General features: G+C 48.3%; 18 protein-coding genes and 3 pseudogenes. 4 read left to right on the top strand and 17 right to left on the bottom strand.

The window, feature by feature from the left end:
* Positions 1-297: 297 nt before the first annotated feature.
* The 4 genes from DSM107010_RS20570 to DSM107010_RS42345 all read right to left on the bottom strand — a co-directional run bounded on the left by DSM107010_RS20570 (position 298) and on the right by DSM107010_RS42345 (position 3,005).
* A complete protein-coding gene (locus DSM107010_RS20570) occupies positions 298-561 on the bottom strand; it encodes a hypothetical protein (protein ID WP_106171486.1) in 264 nt (87 codons plus the stop codon).
* Positions 562-637: 76 nt separating this feature from the next.
* Positions 638-1,291 carry a nucleotide-binding protein gene (locus DSM107010_RS20565; RefSeq protein ID WP_106171489.1) on the bottom strand — a complete coding sequence of 218 codons (654 nt, stop codon included), beginning with the start codon at positions 1,289-1,291 and terminating at the stop codon, positions 638-640.
* Between the two features lie 566 nt (positions 1,292-1,857).
* Positions 1,858-2,298: a hypothetical protein gene (locus tag DSM107010_RS20560; protein ID WP_106171491.1), complete on the bottom strand. Its 441-nt coding sequence runs from the start codon at positions 2,296-2,298 to the stop codon at positions 1,858-1,860.
* A 584-nt stretch (positions 2,299-2,882) separates the two neighbouring features.
* Positions 2,883-3,005 (bottom strand): hypothetical protein, encoded by a 123-nt coding sequence (locus tag DSM107010_RS42345; protein WP_258184045.1) that lies wholly within the window; start codon positions 3,003-3,005, stop codon positions 2,883-2,885.
* 271 nt (positions 3,006-3,276) lie between these two features.
* Between DSM107010_RS42345 and DSM107010_RS20555 the strand changes: the two are divergent.
* Positions 3,277-3,450: pseudogene (locus DSM107010_RS20555) on the top strand (HigA family addiction module antitoxin); the annotation flags it as partial.
* Between the two features lie 22 nt (positions 3,451-3,472).
* Here DSM107010_RS20555 and DSM107010_RS20550 read toward each other — a convergent pair.
* Both DSM107010_RS20550 and DSM107010_RS20545 read right to left on the bottom strand, forming a co-directional pair.
* Positions 3,473-4,006 (bottom strand): hypothetical protein, encoded by a 534-nt coding sequence (locus DSM107010_RS20550; protein ID WP_106170005.1) that lies wholly within the window; start codon positions 4,004-4,006, stop codon positions 3,473-3,475.
* Between the two features lie 220 nt (positions 4,007-4,226).
* The gene (locus tag DSM107010_RS20545) at positions 4,227-4,868 is read right to left on the bottom strand and encodes a tyrosine-type recombinase/integrase (protein WP_199755663.1); all 642 of its coding nucleotides are present in this window, start codon (positions 4,866-4,868) and stop codon (positions 4,227-4,229) included.
* Positions 4,869-4,911: 43 nt separating this feature from the next.
* Here DSM107010_RS20545 and DSM107010_RS39880 point away from each other — a divergent pair, with 43 nt between their 5' ends.
* The gene (locus DSM107010_RS39880) at positions 4,912-5,094 is read left to right on the top strand and encodes a hypothetical protein (RefSeq protein WP_206751834.1); all 183 of its coding nucleotides are present in this window, start codon (positions 4,912-4,914) and stop codon (positions 5,092-5,094) included.
* A 321-nt stretch (positions 5,095-5,415) separates the two neighbouring features.
* A complete protein-coding gene (locus DSM107010_RS20540) occupies positions 5,416-5,760 on the top strand; it encodes a hypothetical protein (protein ID WP_106170007.1) in 345 nt (114 codons plus the stop codon).
* Positions 5,761-6,089: 329 nt separating this feature from the next.
* Here the strand turns inward: DSM107010_RS20540 and DSM107010_RS43040 are convergent, their stop codons facing one another.
* The 11 genes and pseudogenes from DSM107010_RS43040 to DSM107010_RS20480 form a co-directional block, all read right to left on the bottom strand.
* Positions 6,090-6,344 carry a WGR domain-containing protein gene (locus DSM107010_RS43040; protein ID WP_106170009.1) on the bottom strand — a complete coding sequence of 85 codons (255 nt, stop codon included), beginning with the start codon at positions 6,342-6,344 and terminating at the stop codon, positions 6,090-6,092.
* A complete protein-coding gene (locus DSM107010_RS20530; protein WP_106170011.1) occupies positions 6,341-6,907 on the bottom strand; it encodes a recombinase family protein in 567 nt (188 codons plus the stop codon). The genes DSM107010_RS43040 and DSM107010_RS20530 overlap by 4 nt, the downstream gene beginning before the upstream one ends.
* A gap of 707 nt (positions 6,908-7,614) precedes the next feature.
* Complete coding sequence (locus DSM107010_RS20525) at positions 7,615-8,046, bottom strand: NUDIX hydrolase (protein WP_106166277.1); 432 nt, start codon at positions 8,044-8,046, stop codon at positions 7,615-7,617.
* 341 nt (positions 8,047-8,387) lie between these two features.
* Positions 8,388-8,627 (bottom strand): annotated as a pseudogene (locus DSM107010_RS43035) (DUF7219 family protein).
* Positions 8,628-8,750: 123 nt separating this feature from the next.
* Positions 8,751-9,560, bottom strand: a complete 810-nt coding sequence (locus tag DSM107010_RS20515; RefSeq protein WP_106166276.1) for a phosphate ABC transporter ATP-binding protein — start codon at positions 9,558-9,560, stop codon at positions 8,751-8,753.
* On the bottom strand, positions 9,557-10,492 hold the full coding sequence (gene pstA / locus DSM107010_RS20510) for a phosphate ABC transporter permease PstA (RefSeq protein ID WP_106166275.1): 936 nt from the start codon (positions 10,490-10,492) through the stop codon (positions 9,557-9,559). Before pstA ends, DSM107010_RS20515 begins: the two co-directional genes overlap by 4 nt.
* Positions 10,485-11,339, bottom strand: coding sequence for a phosphate ABC transporter permease subunit PstC (pstC, locus tag DSM107010_RS20505; RefSeq protein WP_106166274.1), 855 nt, complete (start codon positions 11,337-11,339; stop codon positions 10,485-10,487). Before pstC ends, pstA begins: the two co-directional genes overlap by 8 nt.
* The gene (locus DSM107010_RS20500) at positions 11,320-12,174 is read right to left on the bottom strand and encodes a phosphate ABC transporter substrate-binding protein (RefSeq protein WP_106166273.1); all 855 of its coding nucleotides are present in this window, start codon (positions 12,172-12,174) and stop codon (positions 11,320-11,322) included. The genes pstC and DSM107010_RS20500 overlap by 20 nt, the downstream gene beginning before the upstream one ends.
* A gap of 35 nt (positions 12,175-12,209) precedes the next feature.
* A complete protein-coding gene (locus tag DSM107010_RS20495) occupies positions 12,210-12,524 on the bottom strand; it encodes an ArsR/SmtB family transcription factor (protein WP_106166279.1) in 315 nt (104 codons plus the stop codon).
* Positions 12,525-13,157: 633 nt separating this feature from the next.
* Positions 13,158-13,997 (bottom strand): hypothetical protein, encoded by an 840-nt coding sequence (locus DSM107010_RS39875; protein ID WP_199755660.1) that lies wholly within the window; start codon positions 13,995-13,997, stop codon positions 13,158-13,160.
* 288 nt (positions 13,998-14,285) lie between these two features.
* On the bottom strand, positions 14,286-14,549 hold the full coding sequence (locus tag DSM107010_RS20480) for a hypothetical protein (protein WP_199755659.1): 264 nt from the start codon (positions 14,547-14,549) through the stop codon (positions 14,286-14,288).
* A 217-nt stretch (positions 14,550-14,766) separates the two neighbouring features.
* Between DSM107010_RS20480 and DSM107010_RS20475 the strand changes: the two are divergent.
* Positions 14,767-15,100 (top strand): annotated as a pseudogene (locus DSM107010_RS20475) (IS6 family transposase); the annotation flags it as partial.

Below are 15,100 nucleotides of genomic sequence, written 5' to 3'. Positions count from 1 at the left end.
CGCAATCCCCTCTTGCCCAAATGGGATATTCTTATCCGACCTGCCTCATAGGTATTTTGTTTCTTGGAGATCGCCTTAAGGCATCACCGTGCCAAAAAAGGTTTTTTGTACGCTAAGAAATTTTTAAGTGCCTGAAACGACGATTTTTCGTTCAAACTAGATCGAAACTAGCAGCCTAACCATAGATCTTTCATGAATTTTATGGGAAAAAGGACTTCTTGAAAAGCTTGCCCCATCTTGGTTTCAGCCCTAGCGTACAATTTACCCGTTTTGCTGCGGGGATGCCTACTCTATTGATTAGTCTTCGGCCTTCTCATCCTCCTCTACCCGCCTTCGGATTGCTTCTACAATCCAATGACTCGTAGGAATGCCGGTTCCGGATGAATCAATCAGGCGCATCATGCGTTGATGCAGATCGCGTGGAACTCGAACAAGAACTGGTTCCAGATCCTTCTTCTGTCGCTTCTTTCGTTCTCGCAGTGGAGTTTTGAATTCATCCTGCTTTGCAGCTCCTTCTTTGAGCCACTGATCTTCTGTCTTAGGTACGCGCGGAATTGCCATAGAACGTATCGCTTAGAATCTTATAATAACGTATAGTAGCCTGAAGTAGCTTAGAGTATCTCTAAGATGCGATAAGCTACTCAGAGTTGCTTTTATAAAGGGCGTCATGGAGGGTGCGGATTTCAGCAGCCGCCTTGGGGTCTTCCTTCTCGATCTCCACCACCCCTTTGCCTGCTTTTGCAGCATTGCTGTATGCCTTTCGGTTACAAACTATGGCTGAGATGTATGTCAGGTCCTCCGCTTCCTTGAGATAAGCTGCCGCCTCCTCGTTATCCGAGCCTCGTACATCAGCACGGCTTAGGACGGTGAACGCGCGAAGCCGGGGGTTATAGACTTTGGCTTCGGCGACAAGGCTCTGAACTCGTCCAAGGGTCCATGCATCGAACGTGCGTGGTTGAAAGGGGAAAAGGGCGATGTCGGATGCGAGGATTGCCCCACGCTGACTTGTATTGTCCCAGCCTCCGACGTCGATAATGACGTCTTCGAACTTCGAAGCCATTCGCGCGGCTTCCACTTTCATCTGCTCTCCTCCCGTAACCCGCACACAGGAGTAGCCTGCATCTCCATTCTTCTTTTCATTTCGGAGAGTGCTGAAGTAGAGGGAAGTCTTCTGCTCGTCTCCATCGATGAGAAGGACGTCCTTACCCAAGCCGCTTCGATACACGACAAGATTCGTAGCAATCGTCGTCTTTCCCGTTCCTCCCTTTACCCCGCCAACGGTCAGAATCATGGTTTCTCCAAGTAACTTAAAAATATCTTATAGCTTCTCTAAGATACTCTTAGTATCGGAAAATTACAATTAGTTACTAAAAGTTACTTTAAGAGTACTGTATTGTTGGTAAGGGGTTGGGTGCTCGAGGACACAAGAAGGCACCCGGTTGGCAAAGGGGGGGTGCCAACCGGGTGAATGCTGCCCGCCGTGCTCTTCGAGTTTCGCGACGGGCGCAGTATCCCCTGTGGCTTGCCACTTCCCTCGCCAAAGGGGGGGTCGAGGGGCAGCAAGCCACTTCTTTACCCGCTGACGCGGGGAGGTCACACGGAGGGTAAACCTCCTTGGCGGCTGTTACCGGTGGGCCGCGCACCTCACGTCATAAATGAGTACTTGAGTATATGAGTAAATGAGTTGAGCCTGTACTCGGCAGGGGAAAGATGGTCATGGGAGGGGGCGCAGATACCGGTTTGCAAAGGGGGTAGATGCAAACTGGTATGTAAGGTATGCTGCCCGCCGCGATCTTCGAGATAAACGACGGGCGCTGTGTCTCTGTGTCTTGCCACTCCGCCGCCGATGTCTTGTACTTAACCAGGCTGGGCGGTGCGCCTTGGTGCGTAATCCTTGAAATTCCCCTGCTTCGGGTCCAGTTTATGCTTACAAACTGGCCCTTCACCATCTCTTACCTCCAAGCGCCCTTTATGGATTCGAGCACACACGTGCGCGATGTGTATGTTGCTTACCCTGAAGTCGAGCACATCACTTAGACCTTGCTTGGTAAGTGTGGCTTTCCGTCGTGCAACAAGGAGGTATGCTTTGCCTAGCCGCACGTACTGCACATCATCATCGTCATGGCGATCCGTAAACGTTATTCTGAAGCGTTTGATCTGCTCCTTGTCGAAGTCCTCGGGATTAACGGCTTTTGGGATGGTGCCGCTCTTGGCGTAATAGTACCCGAGTCGCAAGAAGTCTGATGCGATGCGATTGACCAGTACTTGAAGGTTCGCCGCTTCGGCTCTGTACTTCATCCTTTCCTCGCACTCGTAATGAACCCCTAGAAGATTTATGGACGATTCTTAGGGAAGGGATAGCGAGTCTCGTTCTACCTTGATGAAGAGGGGGCAAGGAGAAGGGGAGGAGGGGACGGATGCCGGTTTGCAAAGGGGGGGGTAGATGCAAACCGGCATGTAAGGTGCTGCCCGCTGTGCTCTTCGAGTAAACGACGGGCGCTGTATCCCCTGTGGCTTGCCACTCCCCTCGCCAAAGGGGGGGGTGTCGAGGGGCAGCAAGCCACCCTTCTTTACCCGCTGACGCGGGGAGGTCACACGGAGGGTAAACCTCCTGGCGGCTGGTACCGGTGGGCCGCGCTCCCCACGTCATGTGATTAGGTAAATCCTGCAAGAAAATACTCAAATATCGATAGCTTGAACAGCTTCGTGGGACAGTAGAAAGAGTAGCGGGTTAATGGTAATACCATTAGAAAACTATGGTATGGCACCTAAGCGGAATCGGATCGTTCGCTCTTTCTCTCTTCGCGCGGATAACCAAGCGCTCTTTGCTCGAGCACGAGAACGGGTGAAGGCCCACGTTCCTGGGGCGAATGATAGCGAGCTCATTCGCCTCGGACTCGAACTCCTGGTTCTTTGCCCTGAAGCACTTGTCGGTCGTGTGGCAGGGCTGCTAGAGCGAGTTGAGAGCGGGAGGCCGCCAGTTCATACTCCTCCAGTTTCGGCATGGGAGGGGGAGAAGCTTTTAGAAGAGGACGAAGGGGAGAGGCGACGGCGACTCGCCCTCTTTGAGGAGCTCGAACGGCTTCGAGAGGGGCCGAGGGGAGCACCGGAGGTGGAGGCGCGGGTCGAGGCACTCTGTCGGTATTTCGGAATGGTGTATTCAGCAAACTAAGCACAAACGTGGTATCGAGACAAGAGAACGGCCAAAACGCTGAAGAAGAAAGCATTCTAACACCTACAACATCGAGATCACCGATTATCACTAAAGAGGGAATTATAGTGCGGACTCCGATTCATCCAGGTGAAGCCCTTGCTGACGAATTAATCGAGCGGAAGATAAGTGCAGCGGAGCTGGCTCGGATTCTTCACGTTCCCACCAACCGTATTGCGCAGATCCTTAACGGGAAGCGATCTATCACGGCAGATACAGCACTTCGTTTAGCTCGGTGGCAAAGCCGTCGCTTGCATTAGTTTATGTAGAGAGGTACACATATCCTAAATCGTTAGCTCCTCCTAAATCACCGGAAAAGTTAGTTACCCAATCGGCTGTGCCCTTATCAACTAGTACTGCTTGGGTTAAGCCGCCAACACTAATCTCTAAATCTGGAATAGATTCTTGACCGTAAAGGGAGTCAATAATAGTAAAATTAACGTTGTCCTTTGTTCCGTTTAGTACAATTGTTTCGCGATGATCGAAAAAATCGTTAATCACTGCCCAACCGGAGTAGTCGTCGTAAAAATTTCCAGCCCAGTTGCCGATAACGAAGGTATCGAAGCCGAGCCCTCCAGTGAGGAAATCCATATCGTCTCCGCCAGAATTTACGTCTGAACCCACGATTATATCAGACCAATTTCCTCCTAAAAGTGTGTCATCTCCATCGTATCCATCGATGAAGTTGTCTGTATAGTTAGAACCACTGATGGTGTTTGATTCGTTTGAGCCAGGAAGGTACTGATCGTATTCGAGCGTAAGTGGAGGATCGCCAGAGAATGTGTATTCAGCCATTGTAAACCTCTCATGCTAAGTAGTACTTAACTAAAAAGTATAAGGAAATACACAAACGAGTAGGTTAAGTAGCAATAAAAATTCACTAGAGGTCATCCTATAATCTCGAATTATGGGGAGAAGAAGAGTATTAAAGCGCACTCAGTGAAGTCGCAACCGAACTTTACGGGTAAATCGGCAGAAATAGACGGAAAAGCTCACAGATTACCTAGCATAGTTCTCAATATGGCAGATACAATGAGCTGCTTTCATTCGGTCGCGCATGAAGATAGCGGCTTGTGGTCGCAACGGATGCATGTCCCAAGGTACTCTGCACGAGATGAATCGGCGCTCCCCGATCGAGCGAATGGGTAGCGTGAGCATGGCGCAGCCAGTGGGGTGACACCTTGCCTTCAATACCTGCTCGCTCTCCCGCCCGTGCTACAATCCGATGTACTTGAGAGCGGTGAAGACCTTGCCCCTTGTCGTCACTTTCCCTGGAACGAAACACCGGATCGTCACTCTTGGCAACATCCTTGATTTGAGAGATTTCTTCCCAGATCGGAGCAGGGAGGAGCACCGTCCTAGTTCTCCCGCCTTTCCCGAATACCGTCACCTGCCCTGCCGTCCCTCGCGGTGTCAAATCCTTCCAGGTAAGCGCACATAGTTCACTCACCCGCAATCCTGCTGAATATAAAAGCTGCAAGATTGCCCGATTACGTGGCTCTGTTTCCAGCGCAATCATCGCCTGGACTTGTTCTTCTGATAGAATCCGCTCATTTAAGGTATCTTTCGCCTTCGGGTGCGTTATCGGAAGCCCCACATTAACAGGTAGAATCCCAAACCTATAGCTAAAGGCAAGGAGTGACTTTACCGCTGCCATTGCTGTTCGTTGGCTGTTGGGAAACCATGCCGTTTAATGTCAATTGTCAGCCTTGAAGATCGGCAAGTGTTACGAGATGAAGCGGTTTATTGGCATATCGAAGAAAACTTCGGACATGCCGCCTGTAGGAGTCTTGGGTATGGGGCGAGCGCCCATGCAACAACATCTCAACGAGGTGGCGGCTAATATTGGAGGGGGTTACATTGTCAGCGGCTTGGGATTCTGATAACAGCATCATGCCGCTATTTTACGGCATGATGACCACTGCATTCGGTCTTTTATGTTGCACTGCTTCCAGTAAACGGGTGGGGACGAGGTGAGCGACGTAATAGTATCAGGGGCAAGGGTAGCAAAGCTGCAACGAAATGTCATGCAATACCTGCAACCCTTGCCCCTAGTCGAGCACGTTAACCAATTAAGTTAGTAGTACGCTTGGTAGTTTCCCCGTAAACTTCTTTTACGGCTTCTTTAAGTTTTGCTTATAACCTTAAAATCCCAAGTACTTGTTCCGAAAATATAAATAGATTCAGCATATTTCTTATTCAATATGAAGAGATTAAGTAAGCAGTACATTTATCTATCTGTTCTAGCAACTACTGGTGTGATTTTTCTCGGCTTTCCTCTTAAAGTTAAAGCAGAATGGTACGTTGTTGGTTACGATCGTTATGACTATGCGGTGTATATGAATGATGAATCTGTTGTTGCTAAGGGGGAGATTCGTCGTGCTGAAGTTAGGTTTGAAGATACTGGGCGGGCACTGTTTGTAATAAATTGTGAAACAAATAGTTATTACATTCAATCTAATACGGGACGACGCGAAGGTTACGCAGAGCCTGGGACAATTGCAGGGTTGCTAGCGGACGAAATGTGCTACAAATACCGCCGAAAGTGAAGTATCCCCGTTTTGTCTGTCCTTTTCAGCTTTGCTACTCGCAATAGCCTACTTAATTATTCGCCCCTGTGTTGTTATAGGCTTTGCTGTCTTATTTAAGATCTCATCTATACTAGAGTTTCGACTCGCGAGATAGCGTGAGAACCCTTTAGGATATCAGGGAAAAATCTTTCTGCGAGGGGTTGTTTTTGAAGGGGGAATAGAGTAGCTAGTATGCCCTTCTTTAGCGCAGGAAGATAGTCCGCAAACTACTCTCATAGAAAGCCCAATCCTTGGGGAGTAAATTGAGCCTTCGATTCGCTCAAAGTCTTCTGTGATCTTTCGGTTCGTCATCGATTGTCGCCTTGCAATGTATATCCTCTTTTCGCCCGTTTCTGAATTGCAGCCTGAAAGCACGAATCGGCCTCCTCGTAGGTTATGCAAAGGGTTTCCTTTGTGCCACCAAGGCGCGATCCGATTCTCCCCCATACCTTCATGACGATCCAGGTTCCGAAGAGATCCTGTCGTAGCTCTGCCCGATAGTATCTGTGCTCTCGCTTCCAGGCGAGAGAGCGCCATTGAGAGGGGGTGTACTGTATACTCATTGGGTTGGCTCCTTTCGATGCCTATAGAACGTGGCGCGTGAGATGCCCAAGGCATTACACACCTCCCGGACACTCTTTCCTTGGGGATCGGCGAGAAGCTCTGTAGCTGCGGCACGCTTTTTCTCTGTCATCTTGGTTGGCCGCCCACCGCGCTTCCCTCGAGCACGTGCAGCGGCAAGTCCTGCATGGGTTCGTTCTCGTATGATGTCCCGCTCGAACTCCGCGAGTGCCGCAAAGATGTGGAAGACGAGCTTCCCGCCTGAAGTTGTAGTGTCTATCTGCTCCTGGAGACTCCTAAAGCCTATGTCGCGAGCTGCAAGCCCCTGAACGAGCTCTATGAGGTCGGTGAGTGATCTTCCGAGCCGGTCGAGCTTCCAGACAACGAGCGTGTCTCCGGGCCGCAGAAAGGCCATGGCCTCCCGTAGTCCGGGCCTCTCCGTATTCTTCCCGCTCGCCTGGTCCGTGTAGATCCGGTCAGGGCTACACCCAGCAGCAACGAGCGCGTCCCGTTGCAGGTCCAGATTCTGATCCAGGGTCGAAACCCTGGCGTATCCTACGAGCATAGTGTCTCAAAACTTACTAAACGTCCTGCTTTTGAGACTACTACTTTCGAGACGAGTTTTGCAACACATTTCCACTGCCTTCCCGAGATGTCTCGAAAACGGTGGTTTTTGCGACTCTCGACCTCGCGAAGGACGGCAACGAAGAATCAAGAGGTTGCGATTTCTAAACTCATTCGCGAAATCAACACCCGAAAATTTCATGGAACAGATGAGTTTCAGGATTCTCATCTAGCCATCTCCCCCGAACTAACTGCGAAGGAGCGCAATACGGTTCGATTAATGCTCAAAAACCTCGAGCAAAAAGCTCAGGCTCTTGGTTTAGAACTCATCCCTATTTCCCACCCCACCGAATGTGTTTCTTGAAAGCGCCCTACTCGCGGCGCTGCCGAAGCGTTACTGATTTAGAGAAACTTGTATCATGGAAAGTGCCCTGACAGCTAAGACCGAATTCTCAATAGTGCTTTTCAACCTGCTTGAAAGCGTGGTTCTGGGCTTTTATGGTTACTACATTGGTGAAGTGACATCAGACACTATCCCGTTCGGAAGATGATCTCATAAGACCAGCCCAGGCCAGGGAGCACATCGTTAGTTGCTTCTAGAGTTGATGTTGGCTCTAGGCTCCTTTATTATGCCTGTAAATCTCCAAAACTGAAAGATTTCAAGCATTTTTGGTGTTTTTAGCATTTACAGGTGGAACAAAAAGTTTCTCAGAAGAGGGATAGGGGCTGCATTTGGTCGCCAGAAAGCTTGAGCAGGCGCTTGAGTGCAGATGGCTTTACCCGCTTAATAGCACTAGTCACATCCAACCAATCCCGTTTTCTGATACTTGCTTCTAGCCAGTCGGAGAGTTCAGCCGCGACTGGCAGCAAAAATACCTTGACTCGGTAAGCTTTACCCCGCTTGCGATATTTGTACGTGCCGAGCTGATTCGTGTCTACCTGGCCAACAACTCCAGCTTCCTCCCACGCTTCTTTAGCTGCCGAATCAGGAGCAGTCATCGTCTTAGGGATTCCCCCTTTGGGAATTACCCAATGTTGTCCCTTACGGCTTGAAACTAGCAAAACTTCAATTTTACCGTTCACGATACGATATGGAACTACTCCCGATTGCTTCTTCAGTTTTTTGGCTTTTCGACTCATGCGACTCTGGTTCCTTCTAGTTCAATCTGCACTCAATCCGCCAGTAGGTAGTATAGATATTCAACACGATATCAAACCGTACCCCTGCTCAGTTACCAAGACGGCAGGGTGCATAGGCGGTAAATCTTGTTGTCAAGTCAAGGTGTAGTAAAGTTTGAATGCGTAATCAGCTTGAAGGTTTTGCCGCCTCTTTTATTACCAGGTTAATCAGGAACGATCTACCACTCCAAAACCATTATCAAACAGGGAGTGCCAGCTCAAACCTGGCAGTGCGATCTCTTGCTAGTCGCAAATTAGCTTGGAGTAATTACCCTAGCAAGTCGAAATGCTTCATCCATATCTTATTGGGCTGCATCTGTGTCAATCCCAAGTTGTTCTTTGCTTTGTTTCAATTGCTTCCAAAGCGCCCTAATTTGAGCTATCGCCTCTTGCGGGGAGAGCTTGCCATTCGTTTCTAGACTCGCGATCTAACCAACTTTTTGTGCAAACTCCTGTAAATTTGCGTTAAACACAAGATTTTCTGGAGTGAATTTACTGTGATAGCTGCTTTAAGGATATAGAAATTCATCTTTGTTAGTCATGACTACCTTTTAAGAATTTCTCATTTGTTTTAAACCAATTTAGTGTGAAGCTGTAGAGAAAAGGGCTTCTAAAATGAAGTTGCATATTTGATAGTGCTTCAGCAAAATCTTAGTCGGCAAGTACTAGCCCCTCCTACCACTGATATAAGCAGCAGTCAGAGCGTGTTGTGGAGATTCAAAAATCTGGGTAGCTGAACCAAATTCAATTAATTGTCCAGCTTCATCAGCCACCCAAAACAAAGCGACATCATCAGCAATCCGTTTAGCTTGGGCTAAATTATGAGTCACAACCAGCAGTGTAAATCTACCACGCAGACTAGCAATCAAATCTTCTACCACTTCACTAGAGAGTGGGTCGAGGGCGCTGCAAGGTTCATCCATCAGCAGAACCTCTGGTTTGAGCGCTAGTGCTCTAGCTAGGCATAGACGTTGTTGTTGCCCGCCAGAGAGGGAGAAGGCGGGGGCTTTCAGCCTGTCCTTGACCTCATGCCACAGACCTACATCTCTCAAGGCATCTTCAATGCGGCAATCGATCTCGTCTCGGCGACTGACTCCGTGTTCTTGCAAAGGAAATTCGAGATTTCTCACAATTGAGAGCGGGAAAGGGTTGGGTTTTTGAAACAGCATTCCTACCCGACGACGTAATGAAATTGCATCCAATGCTTGCACGTCCGAGTCTCCTAATCGGATACGCCCTGATACCTTACAGTTTGGTGTTAGTTCGACTAAACGGTTGAGACAAGTCAGGAAGCTAGTTTTGCCACAACCTGAAGGGCCAATTAGTGCTGTGATGCTACCAGCTTGTATCTGGAGGGACACATCTTTAAAAGCAGGTTTACTGCCGTAATACAAGCTTAAATGCTCTGTTTGCATTGACGGGGGATGACCTGCAAGCGGTGTTGAGTTTAGCTTAGGAGCGATCAACTTGTTCATACTACAAAAATTTTGGATTGCCGCAAACGTTCTGCTAGCCACGATACTGCTGCATTAATTAGCACCAAAAAAACTATCAATACTAAAGCAGAGGCGTAAGCATGTGCCTCCCCTCCAGAAACATTCATTGCCAGGTCGTAAATGTGGACGGACAGAGATCGCCCCGAATCCAAGAGTGACTGAGGCATTCGGTCTACATAACCGCTAGTAAAAATTAAAGCGGCTGTCTCCGCTAGCGCGCGCCCCAAGCCTAACAGCAGTCCTACCACGACTCCAGGCATGGCAGCAGGCAGCAGTAGCTCCCTAAATACTGCTAGACGTGAAATTCCCAGTGCCGCTGCTGAGCTGCGATAGTCATTCGGTACGGCTCGAAACCCCGACTGCGTCGAGCAAATCAGAATCGGCAACACCATACATGCTAACGTCAATCCACCAGAGAGAATAGAAAAGCCCATTCCCAACATCTTACAAAAGAAAGCGTTGCCGAAAAGACCAAAGACAATCGAAGGTACGCCTGCTAGAACGTCTAAGCTCAAGCGCACTAACTGCCCGAATCGACTTGAGTTCGAGGTAAATTCAGCTAGTAGAATCGCAGTTCCCATTCCCAAAGGAATTGAGACTGCCATACAAACTCCGACGATTAAAGCTGTAGAAACTATAATTGTGGCAATCCCGCCGTCTCGACCGGCATTGCTCGGCGGCATCGTGAGAAACTCCCAAGATATCCCACTGATGCCATGCCAAAACACATCGCTCAACAGCCATAGCAGCGTGCCTGTCACCACAACTGCAACAGCCCAAACGAGCGCGCTTGCAAACAACTCTTGTGGCTGTAGTTTACTTAAACGCAAAAATAGACTTGTAGCTTGCCCGAACCAAGAAGTCGGCTGAATTTCATTCTTCTGACTTGGAGGTGCTGAATTTTTAGTCATAGATCTGCCCTCGGCTCAGCAGCTCGGCAGCTACGACTAAAGCCACGACCATCGCCATCAAAACCAAGCCGCTGACAAATAAGGCAGCGCGGTGATTGCCAACTGCATATGCCATCTCTAGAGCAATATTCGCTGTCAATGTCCGCACTGGCTCAAATACGCTCAAAGGAACCTGCACGACGTTACCGCAAACCATTAGCACTGCCATTGTTTCACCAATTGCCCGTCCCGTTCCCAAGATTACAGATGTTAACAAACCCGATCTCATTGCCGGTAAAACGACACCACTCACCGTTGCCCAGCGTCCCAGTCCCATTGCCGCACAGCCGCGCAGATACTCCGGTGGCACGCTGGCGAGGCTGCTATGAGCTACCAAGGTAATTGTCGGCAGAATCATTAACGTTAGAATTAAAATTCCGGTTAACAAACTTGCCCCAGGTGGTCGAATGCGTCCCACCAGCGGCACTAACACGACCAGACCCCAGAAGCCATAAACTACTGAGGGAATGCCTGCTAATAGCTCAATTAAACGCCGATACAAACTGGCGATCGCTACTGGGGCGTAATACTGACAAAAAACTGCGCTCAAAATGCCTAACGGCGTTGCCAGCAGAACTGCTCCTACCGTTACGAATAGCGTCCCCCACAACATCGGTAGCAGGTTAAATTCTTCGCTGCTGGGATGCCAAGAGGGATCGTTGAAAAACCGATTTAGCCCGACAGTTTGCAGGATCGGTAGAGTTTCCCAAAGCAGGAACAGCACGATCGACAGCACAATCGCTGCTACTAAAAGCGCCATTGCCCGTAATATCCACACTAAGATAATTTCACTGCGATATGGGGACAAAATATTGCTCCTGAATGATATCTTGCACGTCTTTGGAGCGGGAAAAATCAATAAAGTCTTTGGTCAACCCAGTCGGTGGTTTGTTCGTCACCAAGTTGAGCGGGCGAGAAATCGGAAAGGTATCGTTGCTGACGTTGGCGATGGAAGCAGCGACTCCTTCGACTGGCAGCAGTTTGATTGGGGTGTTATGGGTGGCAGCGTATTCACCAGAACCGATAGACACGTAGCCGATAGCGTTGGGATTTCCAGCCACTGTCTTGATGCCTTGCTCGTTATCACCAATTACTACATCGGCTTTAATCTCCTTCGTTTTCAGTTTGAAGTGATCGGCAAATAGTTCCAGGGTGGAGCGTCCCTCAGCTTTATTAACTACTGTAATCGGAGCATCTAGACCACCGACTTGTTTCCAATTGTTGATTTTGTTGGTGTAGATCTCGACAACTTGCTCATCTGTCAAACTTTTAACTGGATTACTGGTATTCACAATTACAGAGATACCATCCTTGGCAAGCGTGAATGCTTGTAAATCCTGTTCATTATCTTTGAGCGCTCGCGACACCATCCCAATATTTGCGACTCCTTGACGCGCATCCGCAATCCCACGTGAAGAACCACCGGTTTGCACGTCAATGCGTACCCCCAAATGCTGAGCTTCGTAACGTTTGGCGATCTCAGCCGCCAGCGGTGCTACAGTGCTCGAACCAGTTAAGACTAGTTTGCCCTGTAATGTATTAGCTGACTCGTTAGCAGCTGACGGCGGCTTTGAACAGGATGGCAGCAATACACTGATGGCTAACCCTATAGAAAGGGGTGCCAGAATTCCTAAGTTCTTCATCGGTTGTGAATCATTATGTTTTTACCAAAGATTTGTTAAACTCTCGGCTCGAAGGAGAGTCGGCAACATCCTAAGTCAATTGTCCTGCCACTACTAGTACTCCAGACAGTAGGCTCTAGCTGATACAGTACCGCCTTACCATCTCGCGTCGCCCTGACAAATCCCTCCTGACGCAAAACTTTTAGATGATGGGACAGTAAACTCTGCTCCAATCCCAGCACGGCATTTATCTCCCTAACATGCTTGGGTCCACTCCAAAGCAGTTCTAAAACTGCCAGACGTGTTGAATCAGCCAGAACCTTCAACTGATGGGAGCAAAAAGACACAGATGAAACCTTTCTCGCACTCATACATTGCACTACCAAAAAGTTCGAGCTACCCTCTCCCGCTTGACGGGATTCGGAAATCATATCAAATTATCTTCATATCAATAACCATTCATTAATCAAAGCTTAACCTTTTTTTAGGCTACGATCGGAATCTCGTAGTCTAACGCTCTTCCATCACTCTACTAAAGGAAAAATCTTATCTTAGTTATCTTAAATCGTGATTGCTTGCCCTGTATGACTTTCTAACAGTTGACAACACAAAGGAGCAACTTGGCATAAATCCTTTTAAAAAGTGGGAGTGACAATTTACTTTCACTAGAGTAATTAAACAGGGCTAACTAAAGAGGATGAAAACACCGCTTGCAGCAATTGCTTCTCGGAGGTTGCCTCCGAAAAAGCTGGCGCTCGCCTCTTTGATTGCCAGGTTAATAACTGATTAAAAAGTCAAACAAGATTTGCTGCTAATTAGGTGAAATCAATAGTTATTGTAGATGTAGGAGAAAATTTCTGGTGTTGAGCCGATTTTTGATGGATGATTCGCAACAGTTAAAGCAGTTAATCAGCGCCGACCTAGCCAGCTTAGGTAAGTATTACCGAGAAACGGCTAATTCCCAAGGAGCAGGGGTGCTGGTAATCAACTACTACCCAACAGGGTCAGTCGCACAGATGGAGGCGAGATTCCTCAAATCGAGTCAAATTCCGCGAATCTAGACAAATGGGACTGCCCAGCCTCCAAACCCTTTTTGAGCAGCACGATCGCGAAAAAGAAATGGTAATTGCCATCGTCACAGCCGAAACTAAAGGTGCGCTCGCTGTTGAATTACAACTCCACGGGATAGGAGACGAACCCCAAACGCCTCCAATTCGCAGTCGCGCTAGCGCATCGAAAGCCAAGAGCAAATCTGATGCCACGACAACAACACAGCGCCCAGCCAAGAACAAGCCCAGCGCAGCTGCAACACCCAAACCCAAAGCTACGCCAGAACAAACCAACCATCCATCTACCCAGCCAAGCCCCCAACTAGAAGCGACTCCACAACCAATAGCCCCAGACACCACCCCCCAATCTGCATCAATTGCTAAGACAACTGCCAAAACTTCAAAGCCCGCCACTCGTGATAAAACTGCGACTAGTCGAAAGACAAAACAGAAGCCGCAGCCTGAAGTCTCATCCCAACCATCCACTGCGGCGATCGCCCAACCAGAAGCGACTTCACAGCCGACAGTAGAGCCACAAAACACACCCAAATCTACCTCAGCAAAATCCACTTCCAAGACTTCAACCTCAGCCAACCAGCACAAAACTGCTCCCAAATCAACCACAAAACAAAAGTCGCAGCCCCAAGCATCGCCCCAAACACCCTCACCCATACCCGAAGAGCGCTCTAACGAACCAGAGCCAGAACCAACTGCCCAACCGACAGCCAAACGCAGATCTTCTGCCACTGCTTCTGCGAGACGTAAATCCCCTTCTGGTGGCGCAACTAGACGCAAAACAACATCACGGGGAGCCAGAGGGAAAAAGCAGAGTTAACTGTCAGGTTTGAAGCTAGAATAACAGCTAGAACGGGAGTAAGAGTTTTACGCTCTAGAGAGCATAAAGTTTTGGCTGCTCAGCAATCTGTGTACCAATTGCTTTTGAAAATTATCATAGGGTATGAACTACAAGAGTGGCAAATAGCTAAAGCGAAAATAGAATTAGATGAAGATTCCTCAAGCTCTTGACTATTACGTAGCTTGCTTCTTTGCACTTGGTGCGAGTATGACAAAGTCCACAATTATTTAGTCAACTCTCTTGTATCCTCGCTTTCCTCTTCGCTTTTGCAGCTTGTAGTAAGTTTCTAAAGCAGCTTGATAATCAGGGCAATCTAAGTCCTTTGACTTGCCGAATCCCCGATAGACAGCACTGCTCCAAGTCTTGGTAATCATCCACTCTCCAAACAGGTTTTGCCAAAGAGTTAAGGTGTAGAATCGCGTATTTCTTTGCCACTTCGATTGAAGCCATTTGTCAAGTTCGTAGGCAATTTCTACAGTCATCTCAACCACGTTTTTACCGCTCCTGGGCAAGACGTTATAGACATAATAAACTAAAGATTGGTAGAACTTGAGTGGGAAACATTACATATATAGCAATCCTAAATAGATTGTAGGAATAAGGAGAAACGGTATTGTCAACTTAACTGGAGGGAAGAGATAGAATACAGAACACGCCTTGATTTTTCTCGTTCTGTTCATGTACTCCCGTTACTGATTTCCACCAGAAATCATCAGTTACTGTGTCTGGCTCTACTACACCTTTCCCTTGAGCTACCGAGATATTGAGAAAATGATGCAGTATCGCGGGATTGAGGTGACGTATGAAACAATTCGGGAATGGTGCTTTAAAGTTTGGGCAGCAATACGCTAATCAATTGCGGCGCAAACGTCCCTATATTGCGGATAAATGGCATCTCGATGAAGTAGTGGTCACGATTAAGAAACAGCAATACTATTTGTGGCGGGCAGTGGATGCGGATGGTAACGTGCTGGATGTCTTGCTGCAACGACATCGAGACGCGAAGGCGGCAAAGCGTTTTTTCCGCAAACTACTCAAAAAA

The organism is Chroococcidiopsis cubana SAG 39.79, assembly GCF_003991895.1.
GTDB lineage: Bacteria > Cyanobacteriota > Cyanobacteriia > Cyanobacteriales > Chroococcidiopsidaceae > Chroococcidiopsis > Chroococcidiopsis thermalis.
This window is presented reverse-complemented; position numbering and strand designations above follow the sequence as displayed.

Excerpts from the sequence above, each read along its gene's own strand:
- DSM107010_RS20570 (WP_106171486.1), bottom strand. The coding sequence starts at position 561 with ATGGCAATTCCGCGCGTACCTAAGACAGAAGATCAGTGGCTCAAAGAA.
- DSM107010_RS20565 (WP_106171489.1), bottom strand. The coding sequence starts at position 1,291 with ATGATTCTGACCGTTGGCGGGGTAAAGGGAGGAACGGGAAAGACGACG.
- DSM107010_RS20560 (WP_106171491.1), bottom strand. The coding sequence starts at position 2,298 with ATGAAGTACAGAGCCGAAGCGGCGAACCTTCAAGTACTGGTCAATCGC.
- DSM107010_RS42345 (WP_258184045.1), bottom strand. The coding sequence starts at position 3,005 with ATGCCGAAACTGGAGGAGTATGAACTGGCGGCCTCCCGCTCTCAACTC.
- DSM107010_RS20550 (WP_106170005.1), bottom strand. The coding sequence starts at position 4,006 with ATGGCTGAATACACATTCTCTGGCGATCCTCCACTTACGCTCGAATAC.
- DSM107010_RS20545 (WP_199755663.1), bottom strand. The coding sequence starts at position 4,868 with ATGGCAGCGGTAAAGTCACTCCTTGCCTTTAGCTATAGGTTTGGGATT.
- DSM107010_RS20540 (WP_106170007.1), top strand. The coding sequence starts at position 5,416 with ATGAAGAGATTAAGTAAGCAGTACATTTATCTATCTGTTCTAGCAACT.
- DSM107010_RS43040 (WP_106170009.1), bottom strand. The coding sequence starts at position 6,344 with ATGAGTATACAGTACACCCCCTCTCAATGGCGCTCTCTCGCCTGGAAG.
- DSM107010_RS20530 (WP_106170011.1), bottom strand. The coding sequence starts at position 6,907 with ATGCTCGTAGGATACGCCAGGGTTTCGACCCTGGATCAGAATCTGGAC.
- DSM107010_RS20525 (WP_106166277.1), bottom strand. The coding sequence starts at position 8,046 with ATGAGTCGAAAAGCCAAAAAACTGAAGAAGCAATCGGGAGTAGTTCCA.
- DSM107010_RS20515 (WP_106166276.1), bottom strand. The coding sequence starts at position 9,560 with ATGAACAAGTTGATCGCTCCTAAGCTAAACTCAACACCGCTTGCAGGT.
- pstA (WP_106166275.1), bottom strand. The coding sequence starts at position 10,492 with ATGACTAAAAATTCAGCACCTCCAAGTCAGAAGAATGAAATTCAGCCG.
- DSM107010_RS20500 (WP_106166273.1), bottom strand. The coding sequence starts at position 12,174 with ATGAAGAACTTAGGAATTCTGGCACCCCTTTCTATAGGGTTAGCCATC.
- DSM107010_RS20495 (WP_106166279.1), bottom strand. The coding sequence starts at position 12,524 with ATGAGTGCGAGAAAGGTTTCATCTGTGTCTTTTTGCTCCCATCAGTTG.